This window comes from Kribbella turkmenica (assembly GCF_004348725.1).
Lineage (GTDB): Bacteria > Actinomycetota > Actinomycetes > Propionibacteriales > Kribbellaceae > Kribbella > Kribbella turkmenica.
In genome coordinates this window covers 1-17,444 of the sequence record NZ_SMKR01000158.1, presented here as the reverse complement: position 1 = coordinate 17,444, position 17,444 = coordinate 1, and the positions used below count along the sequence as shown (strand labels likewise).

The window sequence follows — 17,444 nt, the reverse complement described above, 5'->3', positions numbered from 1 at the left end:
GGTACCGGAGGCGGGGGGAGGGGAGACCCTGACGGGACCCTGGAAGCCCGGTGCGGCGGGATCGCGTCCGGCCAGGGCGGCGTCATAGTGGTTGTAAGCCCATCAGTGAAAGGAAATCGGTACCCATGGCTAGCACTCTGGTTCGCCCGTCCAACGGTCGCTGGATCGGCGGTGTCTGTGCTGGACTGGCCCGCCGGTTCGGCATCTCCGCGAACACCATGCGCCTGATCTTCGTGATCAGCTGCATCCTGCCGGGCCCGCAGTTCCTCATCTACATCGTGCTCTGGGTGCTGATGCCGTCGGAGCGCTGACCCCCGCCGACACCCTGCCCGGGCGTCATGGCAACCTGCTCCTCATGAGAGCAGGCAGGTGGCGCCGGGCGGGTGCGACGGCAGCCGCTCTGCTCCTCGTCAGCGGCGTGACCGGCGGCTGCCAGGTAGGTCCGACGCCGCCCGGTCCGGCGGAGATCCGGACCGGGCCGCCGCCGTGGGACGCTCCCCGGGACGCGGTCTCGTACATCGACGAGGCCGGGTTCGAGCGGCTCCCGCTCGACTTCTCCGGCCCGTCGCCGTACACGCTGGTCATCTCGGTCACGGTCGACGGCACGCCGGTGAAGATCCCGGCCGGGATCGGTGTCGACCGCATCCGCGCCGAGCAGGCCGCCGTCCACACCCACGCCGACGACGGACTGGTGTACGTCGAGGCCAAGACGACCGCCGAGCGCCCGACACTGGCGCAGTTCTTCGTCCTCTGGGGAGTGCGGTACGACGCCCGGTGCCTGGGTGACGCCTGTGGCTCACTCACAGTCACCGTGAACGGCGGGAAGGCCGCCTGGGACGCTCCGCTCACGCCCGGGGCGCACATCGCGGTCAACGCCGCCGGCTGACCGAGTACCGCGCTGTGGATGCTGAGTCAAGGGTTGCCGGTCGCGGCCATTAGGCTGATCCGGTGACTCCGGAACAGCTCGCTGAGAAGATCCTGCAGGCCCTGGCCGCGCTCGCCGACGACGGCACCATCACCGTCGAGGGCGGGCTGCCGCGCGAGCTGAAGGTCGAGCGACCCAAGAACCCCGAGCACGGGGACTACGCGACCAATGTCGCCATGCAGCTGGGCAAGCGCGCCGGATTGAACCCGCGCCAGTTCGCCGAGCTGCTGGCCGCCAAGCTCACCGACGACGCCGCGATCACCGCGGTCGAGATCGCCGGGCCGGGTTTCATCAACATCCGGGTCGCGGCCGACGCCCAGGGCAAGGTCGCGCAGGCCATCGTGGACGCCGGCCCGGGCTACGGCCACACCGACACCCTGCACGGCCAGACGGTGAACCTGGAGTTCATCTCCGCCAATCCGACCGGCCCGCTGCACCTCGGCCACACCCGCTGGGCCGCCGTCGGCGACGCTCTGGCCCGGGTGCTGGCCGCGGCCGGCGCGGTGGTCACCCGCGAGTTCTACATCAACGACCGCGGCGCCCAGATGGACAAGTTCGGCGCCAGCCTCCAGGCGGCCGCGAACGGGCACAAGATCCCCGAGGACGGCTATCACGGCGAGTACATCATCGAGCTCGCGCAGCGGATCGTCGCCGACGTCCCGGACATCCTCACGCTGCCCGAGGCCGAGCAGGCCATCGCCTTCCGCGAGGCCGGGTACGAGCGCCAGCTCAAGGAGCAGCAGTCCCAGCTCGAGCATTTCCGGACGAGCTTCGACGTCTGGTTCTCCGAGCGCAGCCTGCACGACCAGGACGGCGTCGGGCACGCGATCGAGAAGCTCCGTGAGCAGGGTCATCTGTACGACGCCGACGACGCGCTGTGGATGCGGACGACCGACTTCACCGACGACAAGGACCGGGTGCTGATCCGGTCGAACGGGGAGCCGACGTACTTCGCCTCGGACGCGGCGTACTACGTGAACAAGCGCGAGCGCGGTTTCGACGTCTGCATCTACATGCTGGGTGCCGACCACCACGGGTATGTGAACCGGCTGAAGGCGATCGCGGCCTGTGCCGGTGACGACCCCGAGCACAACATCGAGATCCTGATCGGCCAGCTGGTGAAGATCCTCAAGGGCGGCGAGGAGATGCGGCTGTCCAAACGGGCCGGCACCATCGTCACGCTGGCCGAGCTGGTCGAGGAGGGCGGTGTCGACCCGCTCCGCTACACGCTCTGCCGCTACCCGGTGGACTCCCCGCTGACCCTGGACATCGAGGAGATGACCCGCCAGGTCAGCGAGAACCCGGTGTACTACGTCCAGTACGCGCACGCCCGGCTGGCGTCGATCCTGCGCAACGCCGACGAGCTCGGCGTCAAGCTCGACGAGTTCGACCCGGGGCTGCTCAGTCACGAGCGCGAGGGCGACCTGCTCCGAGCGCTGGCCGAGTTCCCGCGCATCGTCGCCACCGCCGCCGAGCTGCGCGAGCCGCACCGGATCGCCCGCTACCTGGAGGACACCGCGTCGGCGTTCCACAAGTTCTACGACAGCTGCCGCGTGCTGCCACGCGGTGACGAGGAGGTGGAGCCGGTGCACAAGGCTCGCCTGACCCTGGTCGGCGCGACCAGGACCGTGCTCGCCAACGGGCTGGACCTGCTCGGCGTCTCCGCTCCGGAGCGGATGTGAGGGCGCACGAGGCGGGCGCGCTGCACGCGGACATCGGCCACCGCGGCCCGTCCTGGCTGCGCGCACCCCGCGACGTCAACGACCTGGTCCCGCAGCTGTGGTCGTCCACGGCGAAGAAGAGCGCCGAGGGGTCGCTGGTCATCGGCGGCGTCGACGCCCGTGACCTGGTGGCCGAGCACGGCAGTCCGGCGTACGTGCTGGACGAGGACGACTTCCGCGCCCGGGCCCGGGCGTTCAAGAGCGCCTTCAAGGACTTCGACGTCTACTACGCCGGCAAGGCGTTCCTGTGTACGACGATCGTCCGCTGGGTGATGGAGGAAGGCCTGAACCTGGACATCTGCAGCGGGGGCGAGCTGGCGGTCGCGTTGCGCGCCGGTGCCGACCCGAAGCGGCTGGGTTTCCACGGCAACAACAAGTCCGAGTCCGAGCTGGCGCGGGCGCTGGACGCCGGTGTCGGCCGGATCATCGTCGACTCGCTGTTCGAGATCGACCGGCTGATCGAGCTCGCCCGGGAGCGCGGCACCGTCGCCCCGGTGATGGTCCGGGTGACCGCGGGCGTCGAGGCGCACACCCACGAGTACATCGCGACCGCGCACGAGGACCAGAAGTTCGGCTTCTCGATCACCTCCGGCGCGGCTTTCGAAGCCGTTGCCAGGGTCAACGAATCCGACGAGCTGGAGCTGCTCGGCCTGCACTCGCACATCGGTTCGCAGATCTTCGACTCGTCCGGGTTCGAGGTGGCCGCGAAGCGCGTGATCACTTTGCACGCAAGGGTTTCCGAGGAGCTCGGCGTGGACATGCCCGAGCTCGACCTGGGCGGTGGTTTCGGCATCGCCTACACCACCCAGGACGACCCGTCGGACCCGGCGCAGCTGGCCACTGAGATGGGCAAGATCGTCGAGCACGAGTGCCGCGCCTTCGAGGTCGACGTACCGAAGGTGTCGATCGAGCCCGGCCGCGCGATCGTCGGCCCGGCCGTCTGCACCGTCTACACGGTCGGCACGGTCAAGGAGGTCGAGCTCGACGCCGGCGCCTCCCGGACGTACGTGTCCGTCGACGGCGGGATGAGCGACAACATCCGCACGGCGCTGTACGACGCCGACTATTCCTGCACCCTGGCCAACCGGTACTCCGACCGCGAGCCCACGCTGACCCGGGTCGTCGGCAAGCACTGTGAGTCCGGCGACATCGTGGTGAAGGACGAGTTCCTCCCGTCGGACGTCCGGCCCGGCGACCTGGTCGCCGTTCCGGGGACCGGTGCGTACTGCCGGTCGATGGCGAGCAACTACAACCACGTGCCGCGGCCGCCGGTGATCGCGGTCAAGGACGGTCACGCCCGGGTCGTCGTACGCCGGGAAACCGAGGACGACCTGCTTGCACTGGACATGGGGGCCGAGTGAACGACGACAAACCTCTGAAGGTGGGCCTGCTCGGTTGCGGCGTGGTCGGCACCGAGGTGGTGCGGATCCTGACCGAGCAGGCGGACCATCTCGCCGCGCGGGTCGGCGGGCGGCTGGAGATCGCCGGGATCGCGGTCCGGCGGCCGGGGCGGGCGCGCGACATCGCGGTCGACCCGTCGCTGATCACGACCGACGCGCAGGCGCTGGTCTCCCGCGGCGACCTGGACCTGGTGATCGAGGTGATCGGCGGCCTGGAGCCGGCCCGGAGCCTGATCCTGTCCGCGCTGGAGCACGGCGCCTCGGTGGTGACGGCGAACAAGGCGCTCCTCGCCGAGGACGGCCCGACGCTGTTCGCCGCCGCGGAGAAGTACGAGCGCGACCTGTACTTCGAGGCCGCGGTGGCCGGCGCGATCCCGATCCTGCGGCCGTTGCGCGAGTCGCTCGCCGGTGACGACGTGACCCGGGTGATGGGCATCGTCAACGGCACCACGAACTACATCCTCGACAAGATGGACACCACCGGCGCCGGCTTCGACGAGGCTCTCGAGGAGGCCCAGGCCCTCGGGTACGCCGAGGCCGACCCGACAGCCGACATCGAGGGGTTCGACGCGGCCGCGAAGGCCGCCCTGCTGGCCAGTCTGGCCTTCCATACCAGGGTTTCCATCGCCGACGTGCACCGCGAGGGGATCACCGAGGTGTCCGCAACCGACATCGCCTCGGCCCGGGAGATGGGCTGCGTGGTGAAGTCGCTGGCGATCTGCGAGCTGGACGAGGCGACCGACTCGGTCAGCGCCCGCGTCTACCCGGCGATGATCCCCGCCACCCACCCGCTGGCGAGCGTCCGGGACGCGTACAACGCGGTTTTCGTGGAATCCAAGGCGGCCGGCCAGCTGATGTTCTATGGTCGTGGTGCCGGCGGCGCCCCGACGGCCAGTGCTGTCCTCGGGGATCTCGTGTCCGCCGCGCGCAACCGGCTCAAGGGTGTGCCGGGGGTCGGCGAGTCGTCGTACACCCAGCGAGCCGTGCGGCCGATGGGCGACGCGATGACCCGCTACCACGTGTCCCTGGACGTGGCCGACAAGGCCGGCGTGCTGGCGGCGGTGGCGCACGCCTTCGCCGAGCACGACGTGTCCATCCAGACCGTCCGTCAGGAAGGCCGGGGCAGCGACGCGCAGCTGGTGGTGGTCACCCACACCGCGACCGACGCCGCGTTGTCCGCGACCGTGGAGGCCCTGCGTGACATGGACATCGTTCGGGAAGTCAGCAGTGTGATGCGGGTAGAAGGCGGGTAGACCGGAATGGCACAGCAGCGGCATCAGTGGCAAGGCGTGATCGAGGAGTACCGGGACCGGCTACCGGTGTCGGCGGACACTCCCGTGGTCACGCTCGGCGAGGGCGGGACGCCGCTGGTGGCCGCGCAGTGGCTCAGCGAGCAGACGAACTGCGAAGTCTGGCTCAAGGTCGAGGGCAACAACCCGACCGGCTCGTTCAAGGACCGCGGTATGACGGTCGCGATCTCGCTTGCCGCGCAAGCCGGTGACAAGGCGGTGGTCTGCGCGTCGACCGGCAACACCTCGGCCTCCGCGGCCGCGTACGCCGTCCGCGCCGGGCTGCTCCCGCTGGTGCTGATCCCGGCCGGCCGGATCGCGAAGGGCAAGCTGGCCCAGGCGATCGTGCACGGCGCCCAGCTGGTGTCGATCGACGGCGGGTTCGACGACTGCCTGCGGATCGTCCGCGAGCTCGGCAAGAACTACCCGGTCGCGCTGGTGAACTCGGTGAACCCGGTCCGCCTGGAAGGCCAGAAGACCGCCGCGTTCGAGGTCTGCGACGCGCTCGGCGACGCCCCGGACCTGCATCTGCTGCCGGTCGGGAACGCCGGCAACATCGCGGCCTACTGGAAGGGCTACCAGGAGTACGCCAAGGACAAGCTGGCCACCCGGACCCCGCGGATGTGGGGTTTCCAGGCCGAGGGCGCGGCCCCCATCGTGCGCAAGGCGATCGTGGCGCAACCGGACACCGCGGCGACCGCGATCCGGGTCGGCAACCCGGCGTCCTGGACGCTCGCCGAGGCTGCCCGGGACGAGTCCGGTGGCCGGATCGAGAGCGTCACCGACGAGCAGATCCTGACCGCCCAGCGTGAGCTCGCCGCCCGCGAGGGAGTCTTCGTCGAGCCCGCCTCGGCGGCCGGTGTCGCCGGCCTGCTGCACGCGAAGGCCCAGGGATGGCTGGATGGTGGCTCGACCGTGGTGATCACCGTCACAGGCCACGGCCTCAAGGACATCGACACCGCGCTCGACCACGCGAAAGTGATCGAGTCCCCGGTCACCCCGGCCGATACTGACGCGGTCGCCCGCGTCGCCGGCCTGGCCTGACGGCGGCCGCCGTGGAGACAGCGGAGCACAAGGACGAACGCCGCCCGTGCGACCAGGTCCGCGTCCGGGTGCCGGCGACGAGCGCCAACCTCGGCCCCGGCTTCGACGCCTTCGGCCTGGCGCTCACCCTGTACGACGACCTGATCGTCACCCCGGGCGGATCCGGGGTGACCGTCGAGGTGAGCGGGCCCGGCGAGGGCGAGGTACCGCTGGACGAGTCGCACCTGGTGGTCCGGTCGATCCGTCGCGGCCTCGAGGCGCTGGGTGTGTCGGTGCCCGGCTTCACGCTGCGCTGCGAGAACCGGATTCCGCACGGCCGCGGGCTCGGGTCGTCGTCGGCCGCGATCGTCGGCGGTCTCGCGGCGGCGTACGGACTGGCCGGCGTACCGGTGGACCGGGAGCGGCTCGTCGTGCTCGCGAACGAGATCGAAGGACACCCGGACAACGTGGCCGCGGCCGCGCTCGGTGGGTTCACCATCGCTTGGACAGAAGGTGACAGTGTCGATGAAGGTGGGGGGCGTGCGCTCCGGTTGGACCCGGTCGACGGACTGGCCGCCGTGGCCTATGTGCCGGACAACCGCGTGCTGACCAAGGAGGCGCGCGGGCTGCTTCCGAGCGTCGTTCCCCACAGCGACGCGGCGGCGAACGCGGGAAGGGCGGCACTGCTGGTCACAGCATTGACTCTGCGGCCTGAGTTGCTGCTGACGGCGACCGAGGACCGGCTGCACCAGGAGTACCGCGAGCCCGCGATGCCGGAGAGCCTGGCGCTCGTGCACAAGCTCCGCGGGAGCGGGCTCGCCGCGGTCGTGAGTGGCGCCGGCCCGACGGTCGTCGTTCTGGGGGCCGCTGACCGGGCCTGTCCGTCCGCGCCGGACGGCTGGGAGCGGCACGACCTGCGGATCGAGTCAGCGGGAGTGCAGGTCTGGTCCATGGAGTCCGGCTGAGGCGGGGAATACCCGGGAACTGACACGCGTTGCAACCCCTGAGGGGCCGAACGACCCGTAGTGGTGCTAGTCTCGACTCACCCGATCCCCTCCAGGTGATCGGTGAACTCTCGTCACGATCCGGGCTGTGCTCCCGGCACCCTGTGTTGTGTGGCGACCCTCCTGTGGATTTGACCTTGCGCCGCCTGCGTCGGAGATGTCCGGGGGACTCAGATCGAGCGAGAGCCTCTTGTACCCACGTCGCCGCCGCAGCCGGAACCGACGGCACCGCGTCGGTCGTGGGTGATGAAACGGTCGGTGCGTTCAAGACATCGACGATCCGTGTGGGAAGGACCTCACGTGACAGAAATTGTTGAAGCCTCCAGCGGAGCCGGCTCGACGCCGGCCCCGGATGCCGACGCCGCGGCCACCACCGCGACGCGTCGCCGGAAGGCCGGAGGCGGCCTCGAGGGCATGCTGCTCCCCGAGCTCAAGCAGCTCGCCGGGACGCTCGGCATCAAGGGCACCGGCGCACTGCGCAAGGGCCAGCTGATCGAGGCGATCAAGGCCGCCCAGGCGGGTAGCTCGACGGGCGGTTCGCGCCCGAAGGCGAGCCAGCCGACCCTGGACGAGGGTGCCGCCGAGGCGCCCGCGGCCCAGGCCGACGCTCCGGCGAAGGCCGACGCCCCGGCCAAGCGAGAGGGCGGCAGCCGCCGGACCCGCGCCGCGGCCGAGAAGGACGCCGGCCAGAACAGCGCCCCCGGCGCCGAGCCGACCGCCGCCGCGCCCGCCGTCGCCGCCGAGGCGCCCGCGGCCGAGGTCGCGACGCAGAACGGCACCACCGTCGCCGAGCCGGGGACCGACCAGGCCGAGCGCGGCCGGGACGGCGAGGACCGCGGCGACAACCGGAACCGCACCCGGGACAACCAGAACCGCGACAACCGCGGTGGCGACCGGGACAACCGCGGCGACCGGGACAACCGCGGCGACCGGGGTGACCGCGACGACCGGGACAACCGCGACGACCGGGGTGACCGCGGCGAGCGGGACAACCGCGACGGCCGCGGTGACCGCGACGGCCGGGGTGACCGCGACAACCGGGGTGACCGCGGCGAGCAGAACCGGGACCGCAACCGGGACAGCCAGAACCGCGACGGCAACCAGAACCAGCGCGGTGACCAGCGCAATCGGCAGGACCAGAACGACCGCGGCGAGGAAGGCGAGGGCCGTCGCCGGCGCCGCCGGGGCCGCGACCGGGACCGCAACCGCGACGGCGGCCAGACCGGCGGTCGCGACGGTGGCCGCAACCGCGGCCGCGGCGAGCGGTTCGACCCGGAGCCGACGATCAGCGAGGACGACGTCCTCGTCCCGGCGGCCGGCATCCTCGACGTCCTCGACAACTACGCGTTCGTCCGGACCAGCGGCTACCTGCCGGGCCCGAACGACGTGTACGTCGCGCTGTCGATGGTGAAGCGCTACGGCCTGCGCAAGGGTGACGCGATCACCGGTGCGGTGAAGCAGCCGCAGGAGGGTGAGCGCAAGGAGAAGTTCAACCCGCTGGTCCGGATCGACACCGTGAACGGGTCGGACCCGGAGATCGCCAAGCAGCGGCAGGACTTCAACAAGCTGACCCCGCTGTACGCGACCGAGCGGCTCCGGCTGGAGACCGAGCCCGGTGTGCTCACCACCCGGATCGTCGACATCGTCAGCCCGATCGGCAAGGGCCAGCGCGGCCTGATCGTCTCGCCGCCGAAGGCCGGCAAGACGATGGTGCTGCAGGCGCTGGCGAACGCGATCACCACGAACAACCCCGAAGTGCACCTGATGGTCGTGCTGGTGGACGAGCGGCCCGAAGAGGTCACCGACATGCAGCGCACGGTCAAGGGCGAGGTCATCGCCTCGACCTTCGACCGGCCGGCCGACGACCACACCACGGTCGCCGAGCTGGCGATCGAGCGGGCCAAGCGCCTGGTCGAGCTCGGCCACGACGTCGTCGTCCTGCTGGACTCGATCACGCGGCTGGGGCGCGCGTACAACATCGCGGCGCCGGCCAGCGGCCGGATCCTGTCCGGTGGTGTCGACTCGTCCGCGCTGTACCCGCCGAAGCGGTTCTTCGGTGCGGCCCGCAACATCGAGGACGGCGGCTCGCTGACCATCCTGGCCACCGCGCTGATCGAGACCGGCTCGAAGATGGACGAGGTCATCTTCGAGGAGTTCAAGGGCACCGGCAACATGGAGCTGCGGCTGCGCCGCGAGTTCGCCGACCGGCGCATCTTCCCGGCCATCGACGTGGTCGCCTCCGGCACCCGCCGCGAGGAACTGCTGATGAGCAAGGACGAGACCCAGGTGGTCTGGAAGCTCCGCCGGGTGCTGTCCGCGCTCGACGGTCAGGCCGCGCTGGAGCTCCTGATCGGCAAACTCAAGGAAAGCAAGTCGAACATCGAGTTCCTGCTCCAGGTCAACAAGACCACCCCGTCGGCCGGCGGCGGCCGGACCACCGACGACGGCAACTGAGACGCACCCGATTACCGGTTTGCCGCCCCCGGGTGGCAAACTGGTCTGTCGGTTCCGGTTCACGTCCGCGTCCGCGGGCGACCCGGAGCACCTGAGACCTAGGAGATCCGTTGAAGAGCGACATTCACCCGACATACGTGGACACCACGGTGACCTGCACCTGTGGCGCGACGTTCACCACGCGCTCGACCGCCGAGAACGGCGTGATCCACGCCGACGTGTGCTCGCAGTGCCACCCCTTCTACACCGGTAAGCAGAAGATCCTCGACACCGGTGGTCGGGTCGCCCGCTTCGAGAAGCGGTACGCCAAGAAGTAGCTGTCGAAGGCGATGGGCGGGGTGTGCCTGCGGAGAGCGCAGGCCACCTCGCCTTCGTGTTGTGCGGCTGCCCTCCGCTTGCCGCGAGCGGGGGCTTCGCCACCCGCACCCTTTCGCGCGGGGCTGGCGCGGTTCGGATGTATCGGCGTTTCGGAGGGAGGAGTGCGGGATGTTCGAGGCGGTTCGGACGCTCAAGGCGGAGTACGCCGACCTGGAGCGGCAGATGGCGGATCCGGAGCTGCACTCCGACCAGGCCAACGCCCGCCGGGTCGGCAAGCGGTACGCCGCGCTCGTCCCGGTGGTGCGTACGTACGACGAGTGGCTGCAGACCGGTGACGACATCGAGGCGGCCCGTGAGCTCGCGGCCGAGGACCCGGCGTTCGCCGAGGAGGCCACCAGGCTGGCCGCCCGCCGCGAGGAGCTCGCGGAGCGCTTGCAGGTGCTGCTGGTCCCGCGCGACCCGAGTGACGACAAGGACGCGATCCTCGAGATCAAGGCCGGCGAGGGCGGCGACGAGTCCGCGCTGTTCGCCGGCGACCTGCTGAAGATGTACCTGAAGTACGCCGAGTCGCAGAATTGGAAGACCGAGGTGCTGGACTCGGCCGAGTCCGACCTGGGCGGGTACAAGTCGATCACGGTCGCGGTGAAGGCGAAAGGGACGCCGGGGCCGGGTGAAGCGCCGTACGCGAAGCTCAAGTTCGAGGGCGGTGTGCACCGCGTCCAACGGGTGCCGGTGACCGAGTCGCAGGGCCGGATCCACACCTCGGCGGCCGGTGTGCTGGTGCTGCCCGAGGCGGAGGACGTCGACGTCGAGATCGACCCGAGCGACCTGCGGATCGACGTGTTCCGCTCCTCCGGCCCGGGCGGTCAGAGCGTGAACACGACCGACTCCGCGGTCCGGATCACCCACCTGCCGACCGGCATCGTGGTGTCGATGCAGAACGAGAAGTCCCAGCTGCAGAACCGTGAGCAGGCGATGCGCGTACTCCGGGCCCGGCTGCTCGCCGCGGCCCAGGAGGCGGCCGACCAGGAGGCGTCCGACGCCCGCCGGTCACAGATCCGCACCGTCGACCGGTCCGAGCGGATCCGCACCTACAACTTCCCGGAGAACCGGTTCTCCGACCACCGGGTCGGCTACAAGGCGCACAACCTCGACCAGGTCCTCGGCGGCGAACTGGCGCCGGTGATCCAGGCGCTGACCGACGCCGATCTCGCCGCCCGCCTCGAGGCCGTCGAGAGCCAGTGAGCACCGGCGGCGGGGGAGTGAAGGTCCTGCTCGCCGAGGCCACGGCCAGGCTGCGGGACGCGGGCGTCGCGTCGCCCGACTTCGACGCGGCCGAGCTGCTCGCCTTCGTCACCGGCACGAGCCGGCTCAGCCTCGGCACGCCGACCGAGGAGCAGATGCACCGGTACGACGAGTTGATCCAGCGCAGGGCTGCCCGCGAGCCACTCCAGCACCTGACCGGTACGGCGGCCTTCCGCTACCGCGAGCTCGCAGTGGGGCCCGGGGTGTTCGTGCCGCGGCCGGAGACCGAGGTCATGGTCGGCTGGATCCTGGAGAAGCTGGCCGGCGTCGAGTCGCCGCTGGTGGTGGATCTGTGCACGGGCTCCGGAGCGATCGCGGGCGCGGTCGCCACCGAGCGGCCGGACAGCGTCGTTCACGCCGTCGAGCTGTCGGCCGAGGCGTGTGTCTGGGCTCGCCGCAATCTCGCCGGGACGGGCGCTGTCCTGCACGAGGGCGACATCGACGGGTGCCTGCCGGAGCTCGGTGGCCGGGTGGACGCGGTGATCTCCAACCCGCCGTACATCCCCCTGACCGCGTGGGAATCCGTCACGGCCGAGGTCCGCGACCACGACCCGGCGCTCGCGTTGTGGTCCGGTGACGACGGGCTGGACGAGATCAAGGTGGTGGCCGCGACCGCCGGCCGGCTGCTGAAACCCGGTGGCTGGTTCGCGTGTGAGCACGCGGACGTCCAGGGCGGGTCCGCGCCGGCCGTCTTCACCGCCACCGGCCTGTTCGCCGAGGTCCGCGATCAGCTGGACCTGGCCGGCCGCAACCGGTTCGCGACCGGCCGCAGGATCGACTAGAGCACGGCGTTCAGCGTGAAGACCGCCACGGCCAGGACCAGCAGTACGGCGCCGGTGGCGAGCTCGGCGCGGTCGCCGAGACGCAGCCAGCGGGCGCGGAACCGGTCGACGGCGGCGTACAACGGCCTCATGATGGGCGGTGGAGCGACGAAGGCGGTGACTTCGACGGCACACGATTCGGCGGTGGTGACCACGACAGCTGCTTTCCCTGGTGTTCCTCGGGCGACGTGTCTGTGCCCACTTGCAGAGATAACCCGGAGGCACACGATCGAAACATTGCGTTCGGTCAAGGGTTCGTCGCGGTCGGTACTCGGATGCGTCGCCACGGACGCCGATGGTTGATCGGCCCCCGCTCCGGTGATAGGCATAGCGGCGGTCGATCGGTTCTGCCAGCAGCCGGCGCATCGGCCCTGGTCCCGACAGGAGACCCGCCGTCATGGCCGACGACGAAACGTCCTTCCGCACCACCGACGCCGGTGACCACGTCATCGTGCGGGTGGCCGGTGACCTCGACCTGGACAGCGCCCCGGCCCTGACCGCCGAGCTCAAGGGCCTGGTCGGCCCGCGTCCGCTGATCCTCGACCTGAGCGCGGTGGACTTCATGGACTCGAGCGGACTCGGTGTCCTGGTCGGCGCGCACAAGAAGTCCGCGGCCCACGCCGGCGCGTTGTTCCTGGCGGCGCCGGGGCCGCGGGTGCGGAAGATCTTCCGGATCACCAAGCTGCACAAGGTGTTCGCCGTCTTCGACTCGGTGGAGCAGGCCGTTGCCGGGCTCGCCAAGCCGATGGAGGTGGAGCCGGCACCGGTCGAGACCGTCGTCCCGGGGTTCGGTGCGCAGACCCCGCACCGAGACTGAGAACGGCGCTGCGCCGGCTACTCGTACACGACGAGCTCCGGCCGTGGCCGCAGCGCGAGTACCTGGGCCGGGGTCATCAGCGGACCGTGGCGGGTGTCCTCGGTGTGGAAGAGCTTGAAGCCGGCGTGCACCCCGGCAGGCAGTCGCTGGGTGAGCTTGCCCCAGGTCTCCAGCTTGTCCGCGCGGGCGCCGATCCCGTCGACCGACTTGATGGTCACCACGCCCGGGTGCCTCCTCAGCGCCTGCTCACCGGTCACGATCCGCGCCGACAACTGGTGGAAGACGAACACCTTCTCCGGCAGCTTGTGCGTCTGCACGAGACCCGAGAGGTACGACGCGATGCTGTCGAGCTCCGTGCCGGTCGTCCGGCCGAAGACCCGGCCCGGCACCTGGTTCGGCCCGACGGCCCACTCCGGGTCGAACGCCAGCCCGACGTCCGGCTCCTTCAGCCAGCGTTCGAGCCGCTTCACCTCGGGCAGGATCTTGGCCCGGCCCGGCTGGACGTCGAGCAGCAGCAGCATCTTGTGCTTCCGCGCGGCCGCCAGGTACTCGTCGATCTTCGCGTCCGGGATCCGGCCGCGGTACATCCGGTCCTGGCCGGGCGTCGCCTTCGCGACCACCGTGATCAGTTCCATCACCGGCTGCGGCGTCCGGCCGGCGGCGTACGCGCGGGACAGTTTCTCGAGGCGCGCGGCCCGCGCGTCCAGGTCCTTGTCCAGTGGACCGAGGGCGGGCGAGCCGGGCAGGCCGACGTACGCGACGAGCTGGTACTTCGGGAAGATCGTGCGCCCGCCGCGCGGCAGCTCACCTTCGACCGGTGCCGACGGTGGGGTCGGAGTGGCCGGCGGACGCGTGGTCGGTGACGAACCGGCCGAGGACGCCGGGGGAGTGGTCGCACCCGGCGCGGCCGCTCCGGGCTCGTCGCTGCAGGCCGCGACGCCCAGCAACAACCCGAACACGGCCACTACCCCGGGGACTGTCCGCACTCCACCTAGACAACCACGCTCGGTCCCGAATCCCGAGCTAGACCTTCGCGACGTACTCGCCGATCTCCGTGAGCAGCGCGTTCTTCACCGAGTCCTCGGCGAACGAGACCCTGACCGCCGTCCTGGCCAGGTCGGCCACGCCGGCCTCGTCCAGGTCCAGGAGCCGGGCGGCGACGGCGTACTCGTTGGTGAGGTCGGTGCCGAACATCGGCGGGTCGTCGGAGTTGACGGTGACGACCAGCCCGGCCTCGGCCATCGCGCGCAACGGGTGCACGTCGTACGACGCGACCGCGCGGGTGGCGATGTTGGACGTCGGGCTGACCTCGAGCGGGATCCGGTGCTCGCCGAGGTAGTCGACCAGGGCCGGGTCCTGGATCGCCGACGTACCGTGGCCGATCCGCTCGGCCTTCAGCACCCGGATCGCGTCCCAGATCGTCTCCGGCCCGGTGGTCTCGCCGGCGTGCGGCACGCTCCGCAGACCGGCGGCGACCGCGGCCTCGAAGTGCGGCCGGAACTGCGGCCGCGGTACGCCGATCTCCGGCCCGCCGAGCCCGAAGCCGACCAGACCCTCCGGCCGGATCTTCGTCGCGATCCGCAGGGTCTCCTCGGCCGCCGGCAGCCCGGCCTCACCGGCGATGTCGAAGATCCACCGCAGCGTGACGCCGAGCTCCTTCTCCGCCGCGACCCGGGCGTCCTCGATCGCCTCGCAGAACGCCTCGGCCGCGATCCCGCGGGTCACGGTGGTGTACGGCGTCACCGTGAGCTCGGCGTACCGGAGGTTCTGCCCGGCCATCTCGTGGGCGATCTCGTAGGTCAGCAGCCGGACGTCGTCCGGCGTCTTGATCAGGTCGACGACGGTCAGATAGATCTCGATGAACTTCGCGAAGTCGGTGAACTGGAAGTACTCCGCCAGCGCTACCGGGTCGGCCGGCACCGGCGACTCCGGATGCCGGGCGGCGAGCTCGGCGACGATCCGCGGCGACGCGGACCCGACGTGATGGACGTGCAGCTCGGCCTTGGGCAGGCCGGCCAGGAACTCCCGCGACACAGTCATGCCGGGATCCTAAGGAGGTCCGGGGACGCTCGGGCGGAAAGCTGACAATCATTTGTCAGGTCGGGCGTGCGGGAGCCCGAGTGGAGCGGGCGGACGCGCGGGTGGCACGATTCGGTGCGTGAGTGAGCGCTTCGACTTCACCGGCGATGAGCTGGCACCGGCCTATCGAGCGGCCGTGGACGCCATCGAGGCCGGCGACCTGGTCGTCCTTCCGACCGACACGGTGTACGGGATCGCCGCGGACGCCTTCAAGGCCGACGCGGTCCAGAGGCTGCTGGACGCCAAGGGCCGCGGCCGCGACATGCCGCCACCGGTGCTGATCTCGGTGGTGGAGTCGCTGGACGCGCTCGCCACCGACGTCCCCGACACCGGACGCAAGCTGTGCGAGGAGTTCTGGCCCGGGCCGCTGACGGTGATCTGCCACGCGCAGACCTCGCTGATGTGGGACCTGGGGGAGACGCAGGGAACCGTCGCGCTCCGGGTGCCGGACCATGAGAACACCCGCGAGCTGCTGTCTCGCACCGGGCCGCTCGCGGTCAGCTCGGCCAACCTCAGCGGGCAGCCGGCGGCGCTGGACGTGTACGACGCCGAGGAGCAGCTGCAGGACTCGGTCGCGGTCTACCTCGACGGCGGTACGGCGACCGGCGGTCAGCCGTCCACCATCGTCGACATCACCGGTGACACGCCCCGCGTCGTCCGCCTCGGTGCCCTGACCCTCGACCGGCTGCGCGCCGTCGTCCCGGAGATCATCTCCGACCAGGACACCGACAAGCCCGACGAGAAGCCGGCCGAGGAGGAGAAGCCGCTCGCCGACGACAAGCCCGCGGACGAGGAGCCGGTCGCCGACGACAAGCCCGCGGACGAGGAGCCGGTCGCCGACGACAAGACCGCGGACGAGGAGCCGGTCGCCGACGACAAGCCCGCGGACGAGGAGCCGGTCGCCGACGACAAGACCGCGGACGAGGAGCCAACCGATGGGACGGTCGGGGCGTCCAAGCCGGTGGAGAAGGACGAGAAGCCGACCGAACCCGATGTGAGGCCTGCAGACTAGTGCGCGAGTACCTGCTGGTCCTGTTCGTGGCCATGGCCACGACCTTCCTGCTGACCGGCGTGGCCCGGCAGATCGCGGTGCGCTACGGCGCTGTCGCGAAGGTCCGGTCCCGGGACGTGCACAAGGTGCCGATCCCGTACTTCGGCGGCCTGTCCATCCTCGGCGGCCTGATCGCGGGCTTCGCGGTGGCCTCCAGCCTGCCGTTCCTCGGCGACAGCCTCCAGGTCGCCCACGACGCCCGCGCGATCCTGATCGGCGGCGTGGTGATCTGCGCCGTCGGCGTGGTCGACGACCTGTACGAGCTGGATGCGATCACCAAGCTGGCCGGCGAGGTCCTGGCCGTCGGCGTGATGGTTGTCCAGGGCATCCAGTTGTACTGGCTCCCGCTGCCGGGCGGCGTGGTCTCGCCGCCGCCCGCGCAGCTCGCCGTCCTGACCGCGGGGATCCTGCTGGTGTCCTGCAACGCGGTGAACTTCGTCGACGGCCTGGACGGTTTGGCCGCCGGCGTGACCGCGATCGGCGCGACCGCGTTCTTCACCTACTCGTACCTGCTGAACGTCGAGCAGAACCTCGACCGGGCGACCACGTCGACGCTGATCACGGTCGCCCTGGCCGGTGCGTGCCTGGGCTTCCTGCCGCACAACTTCTTCCCGGCCAGGGTTTTCATGGGCGACTCCGGTGCCCTGCTGATCGGCCTGATGCTGGCCGCCTCGACGATCAGCCTGACCGGCCAGATGGACCCGAACGCGGTCCCGTACGAGCCCGGCGGCTCCAGCCTGCTGCCGGCGCTGCTCCCGCTGATCCTCCCGATCGCGGTGCTCGCGATCCCGGCGCTGGACCTGACGATGGCCTACGTCCGCCGGACCAAGGCCGGCCGGTCGCCGTTCGCCGCGGACAAACTCCACCTGCACCACCGCCTGATGCAGCGCGGCCACTCGCACCGCCGCGCCGTCCTGCTGATGTACCTGTGGACCGCCCTGATCGCGTACGGCGTGGTCGTTCTCGGACTGGTGCTGTTCTGGTGGACCGCGCTGATCGTGCTGGCGGTCACGGTCACCGCGATCCTGCTCACCACCGGCCTCCCGCGCCGCTCCCGGAAGCCGCTCGCCAAGGTTTAGGCCGGGTCTGGTCGCTGACCGGACAGGGACCAGACCACTCGGCGACGTGGCCTACCGATAGGGTGTCTGTCTGTACAGCGGCAGGGATGTTTTGCTGACCGTGCAGACTTTGTGCTAGTTTTCACAAGCATCAGCAAAGAACAGCGACACCCCTGACC

General features: G+C 70.5%; 17 protein-coding genes. 14 read left to right on the top strand and 3 right to left on the bottom strand.

All coding sequences use genetic code 11. The annotated features are described in order from the left end of the window. The first annotated feature begins 125 nt into the window (after positions 1 to 125). The 11 genes from E1218_RS28395 to prmC all read left to right on the top strand — a co-directional run bounded on the left by E1218_RS28395 (position 126) and on the right by prmC (position 12,221). Positions 126 to 311 carry a PspC domain-containing protein gene (locus tag E1218_RS28395; protein WP_132325704.1) on the top strand — a complete coding sequence of 62 codons (186 nt, stop codon included), beginning with the start codon at positions 126 to 128 and terminating at the stop codon, positions 309 to 311. A gap of 44 nt (positions 312 to 355) precedes the next feature. After that, the gene (locus E1218_RS28390; RefSeq protein WP_233712526.1) at positions 356 to 886 is read left to right on the top strand and encodes a hypothetical protein; all 531 of its coding nucleotides are present in this window, start codon (positions 356 to 358) and stop codon (positions 884 to 886) included. Between the two features lie 62 nt (positions 887 to 948). Next, positions 949 to 2,607, top strand: coding sequence for an arginine--tRNA ligase (gene argS, locus E1218_RS28385; RefSeq protein ID WP_132325702.1), 1,659 nt, complete (start codon positions 949 to 951; stop codon positions 2,605 to 2,607). Further along, complete coding sequence (lysA, locus tag E1218_RS28380; RefSeq protein WP_132325700.1) at positions 2,604 to 4,007, top strand: diaminopimelate decarboxylase; 1,404 nt, start codon at positions 2,604 to 2,606, stop codon at positions 4,005 to 4,007. The genes argS and lysA overlap by 4 nt, the downstream gene beginning before the upstream one ends. Beyond that, on the top strand, positions 4,004 to 5,299 hold the full coding sequence (locus tag E1218_RS28375) for a homoserine dehydrogenase (protein ID WP_132325698.1): 1,296 nt from the start codon (positions 4,004 to 4,006) through the stop codon (positions 5,297 to 5,299). The genes lysA and E1218_RS28375 overlap by 4 nt, the downstream gene beginning before the upstream one ends. A 6-nt stretch (positions 5,300 to 5,305) precedes the next feature. Continuing rightward, positions 5,306 to 6,379 carry a threonine synthase gene (thrC, locus tag E1218_RS28370; protein WP_132325696.1) on the top strand — a complete coding sequence of 358 codons (1,074 nt, stop codon included), beginning with the start codon at positions 5,306 to 5,308 and terminating at the stop codon, positions 6,377 to 6,379. Between the two features lie 11 nt (positions 6,380 to 6,390). After that, a complete protein-coding gene (thrB, locus tag E1218_RS28365) occupies positions 6,391 to 7,323 on the top strand; it encodes a homoserine kinase (protein ID WP_132325694.1) in 933 nt (310 codons plus the stop codon). 339 nt (positions 7,324 to 7,662) lie between these two features. Further along, the gene (gene rho, locus E1218_RS28360) at positions 7,663 to 9,816 is read left to right on the top strand and encodes a transcription termination factor Rho (protein ID WP_233712525.1); all 2,154 of its coding nucleotides are present in this window, start codon (positions 7,663 to 7,665) and stop codon (positions 9,814 to 9,816) included. Between the two features lie 110 nt (positions 9,817 to 9,926). Further along, positions 9,927 to 10,133, top strand: coding sequence for a 50S ribosomal protein L31 (gene rpmE / locus E1218_RS28355; protein ID WP_130387310.1), 207 nt, complete (start codon positions 9,927 to 9,929; stop codon positions 10,131 to 10,133). A gap of 169 nt (positions 10,134 to 10,302) precedes the next feature. After that, positions 10,303 to 11,379 (top strand): peptide chain release factor 1, encoded by a 1,077-nt coding sequence (gene prfA, locus E1218_RS28350; RefSeq protein WP_132325690.1) that lies wholly within the window; start codon positions 10,303 to 10,305, stop codon positions 11,377 to 11,379. After that, positions 11,376 to 12,221 (top strand): peptide chain release factor N(5)-glutamine methyltransferase, encoded by an 846-nt coding sequence (gene prmC, locus E1218_RS28345; protein ID WP_233712524.1) that lies wholly within the window; start codon positions 11,376 to 11,378, stop codon positions 12,219 to 12,221. The genes prfA and prmC overlap by 4 nt, the downstream gene beginning before the upstream one ends. Here prmC and E1218_RS37840 read toward each other — a convergent pair. Next, the gene (locus E1218_RS37840) at positions 12,218 to 12,352 is read right to left on the bottom strand and encodes a hypothetical protein (protein WP_267900332.1); all 135 of its coding nucleotides are present in this window, start codon (positions 12,350 to 12,352) and stop codon (positions 12,218 to 12,220) included. The genes prmC and E1218_RS37840 overlap by 4 nt on opposite strands. A gap of 305 nt (positions 12,353 to 12,657) precedes the next feature. Here E1218_RS37840 and E1218_RS28335 point away from each other — a divergent pair, with 305 nt between their 5' ends. Next, complete coding sequence (locus E1218_RS28335; protein WP_132325686.1) at positions 12,658 to 13,077, top strand: STAS domain-containing protein; 420 nt, start codon at positions 12,658 to 12,660, stop codon at positions 13,075 to 13,077. Positions 13,078 to 13,094: 17 nt separating this feature from the next. On the opposite strand, the gene E1218_RS28330 is transcribed toward E1218_RS28335, so the two are convergent. Both E1218_RS28330 and E1218_RS28325 read right to left on the bottom strand, forming a co-directional pair. Then, positions 13,095 to 14,036, bottom strand: coding sequence for a hypothetical protein (locus E1218_RS28330; protein WP_233712523.1), 942 nt, complete (start codon positions 14,034 to 14,036; stop codon positions 13,095 to 13,097). A 64-nt stretch (positions 14,037 to 14,100) separates the two neighbouring features. Beyond that, a complete protein-coding gene (locus E1218_RS28325) occupies positions 14,101 to 15,117 on the bottom strand; it encodes an adenosine deaminase (protein WP_132325682.1) in 1,017 nt (338 codons plus the stop codon). Positions 15,118 to 15,235: 118 nt separating this feature from the next. On the opposite strand from E1218_RS28325, the gene E1218_RS28320 reads away from it, so the two are divergent. Continuing rightward, on the top strand, positions 15,236 to 16,168 hold the full coding sequence (locus tag E1218_RS28320) for an L-threonylcarbamoyladenylate synthase (RefSeq protein ID WP_233712522.1): 933 nt from the start codon (positions 15,236 to 15,238) through the stop codon (positions 16,166 to 16,168). Then, the gene (locus E1218_RS28315) at positions 16,168 to 17,286 is read left to right on the top strand and encodes a glycosyltransferase family 4 protein (protein ID WP_132325680.1); all 1,119 of its coding nucleotides are present in this window, start codon (positions 16,168 to 16,170) and stop codon (positions 17,284 to 17,286) included. The genes E1218_RS28320 and E1218_RS28315 overlap by 1 nt, the downstream gene beginning before the upstream one ends. Positions 17,287 to 17,444 lie beyond the last annotated feature (158 nt).

Coding starts and splice junctions, on each gene's coding strand:
- E1218_RS28395 (WP_132325704.1), top strand. CDS start 126: ATGGCTAGCACTCTGGTTCGCCCGTCCAACGGTCGCTGGATCGGCGGT.
- E1218_RS28390 (WP_233712526.1), top strand. CDS start 356: ATGAGAGCAGGCAGGTGGCGCCGGGCGGGTGCGACGGCAGCCGCTCTG.
- thrC (WP_132325696.1), top strand. CDS start 5,306: ATGGCACAGCAGCGGCATCAGTGGCAAGGCGTGATCGAGGAGTACCGG.
- prfA (WP_132325690.1), top strand. CDS start 10,303: ATGTTCGAGGCGGTTCGGACGCTCAAGGCGGAGTACGCCGACCTGGAG.
- E1218_RS37840 (WP_267900332.1), bottom strand. CDS start 12,352: ATGAGGCCGTTGTACGCCGCCGTCGACCGGTTCCGCGCCCGCTGGCTG.
- E1218_RS28335 (WP_132325686.1), top strand. CDS start 12,658: ATGGCCGACGACGAAACGTCCTTCCGCACCACCGACGCCGGTGACCAC.
- E1218_RS28325 (WP_132325682.1), bottom strand. CDS start 15,117: ATGACTGTGTCGCGGGAGTTCCTGGCCGGCCTGCCCAAGGCCGAGCTG.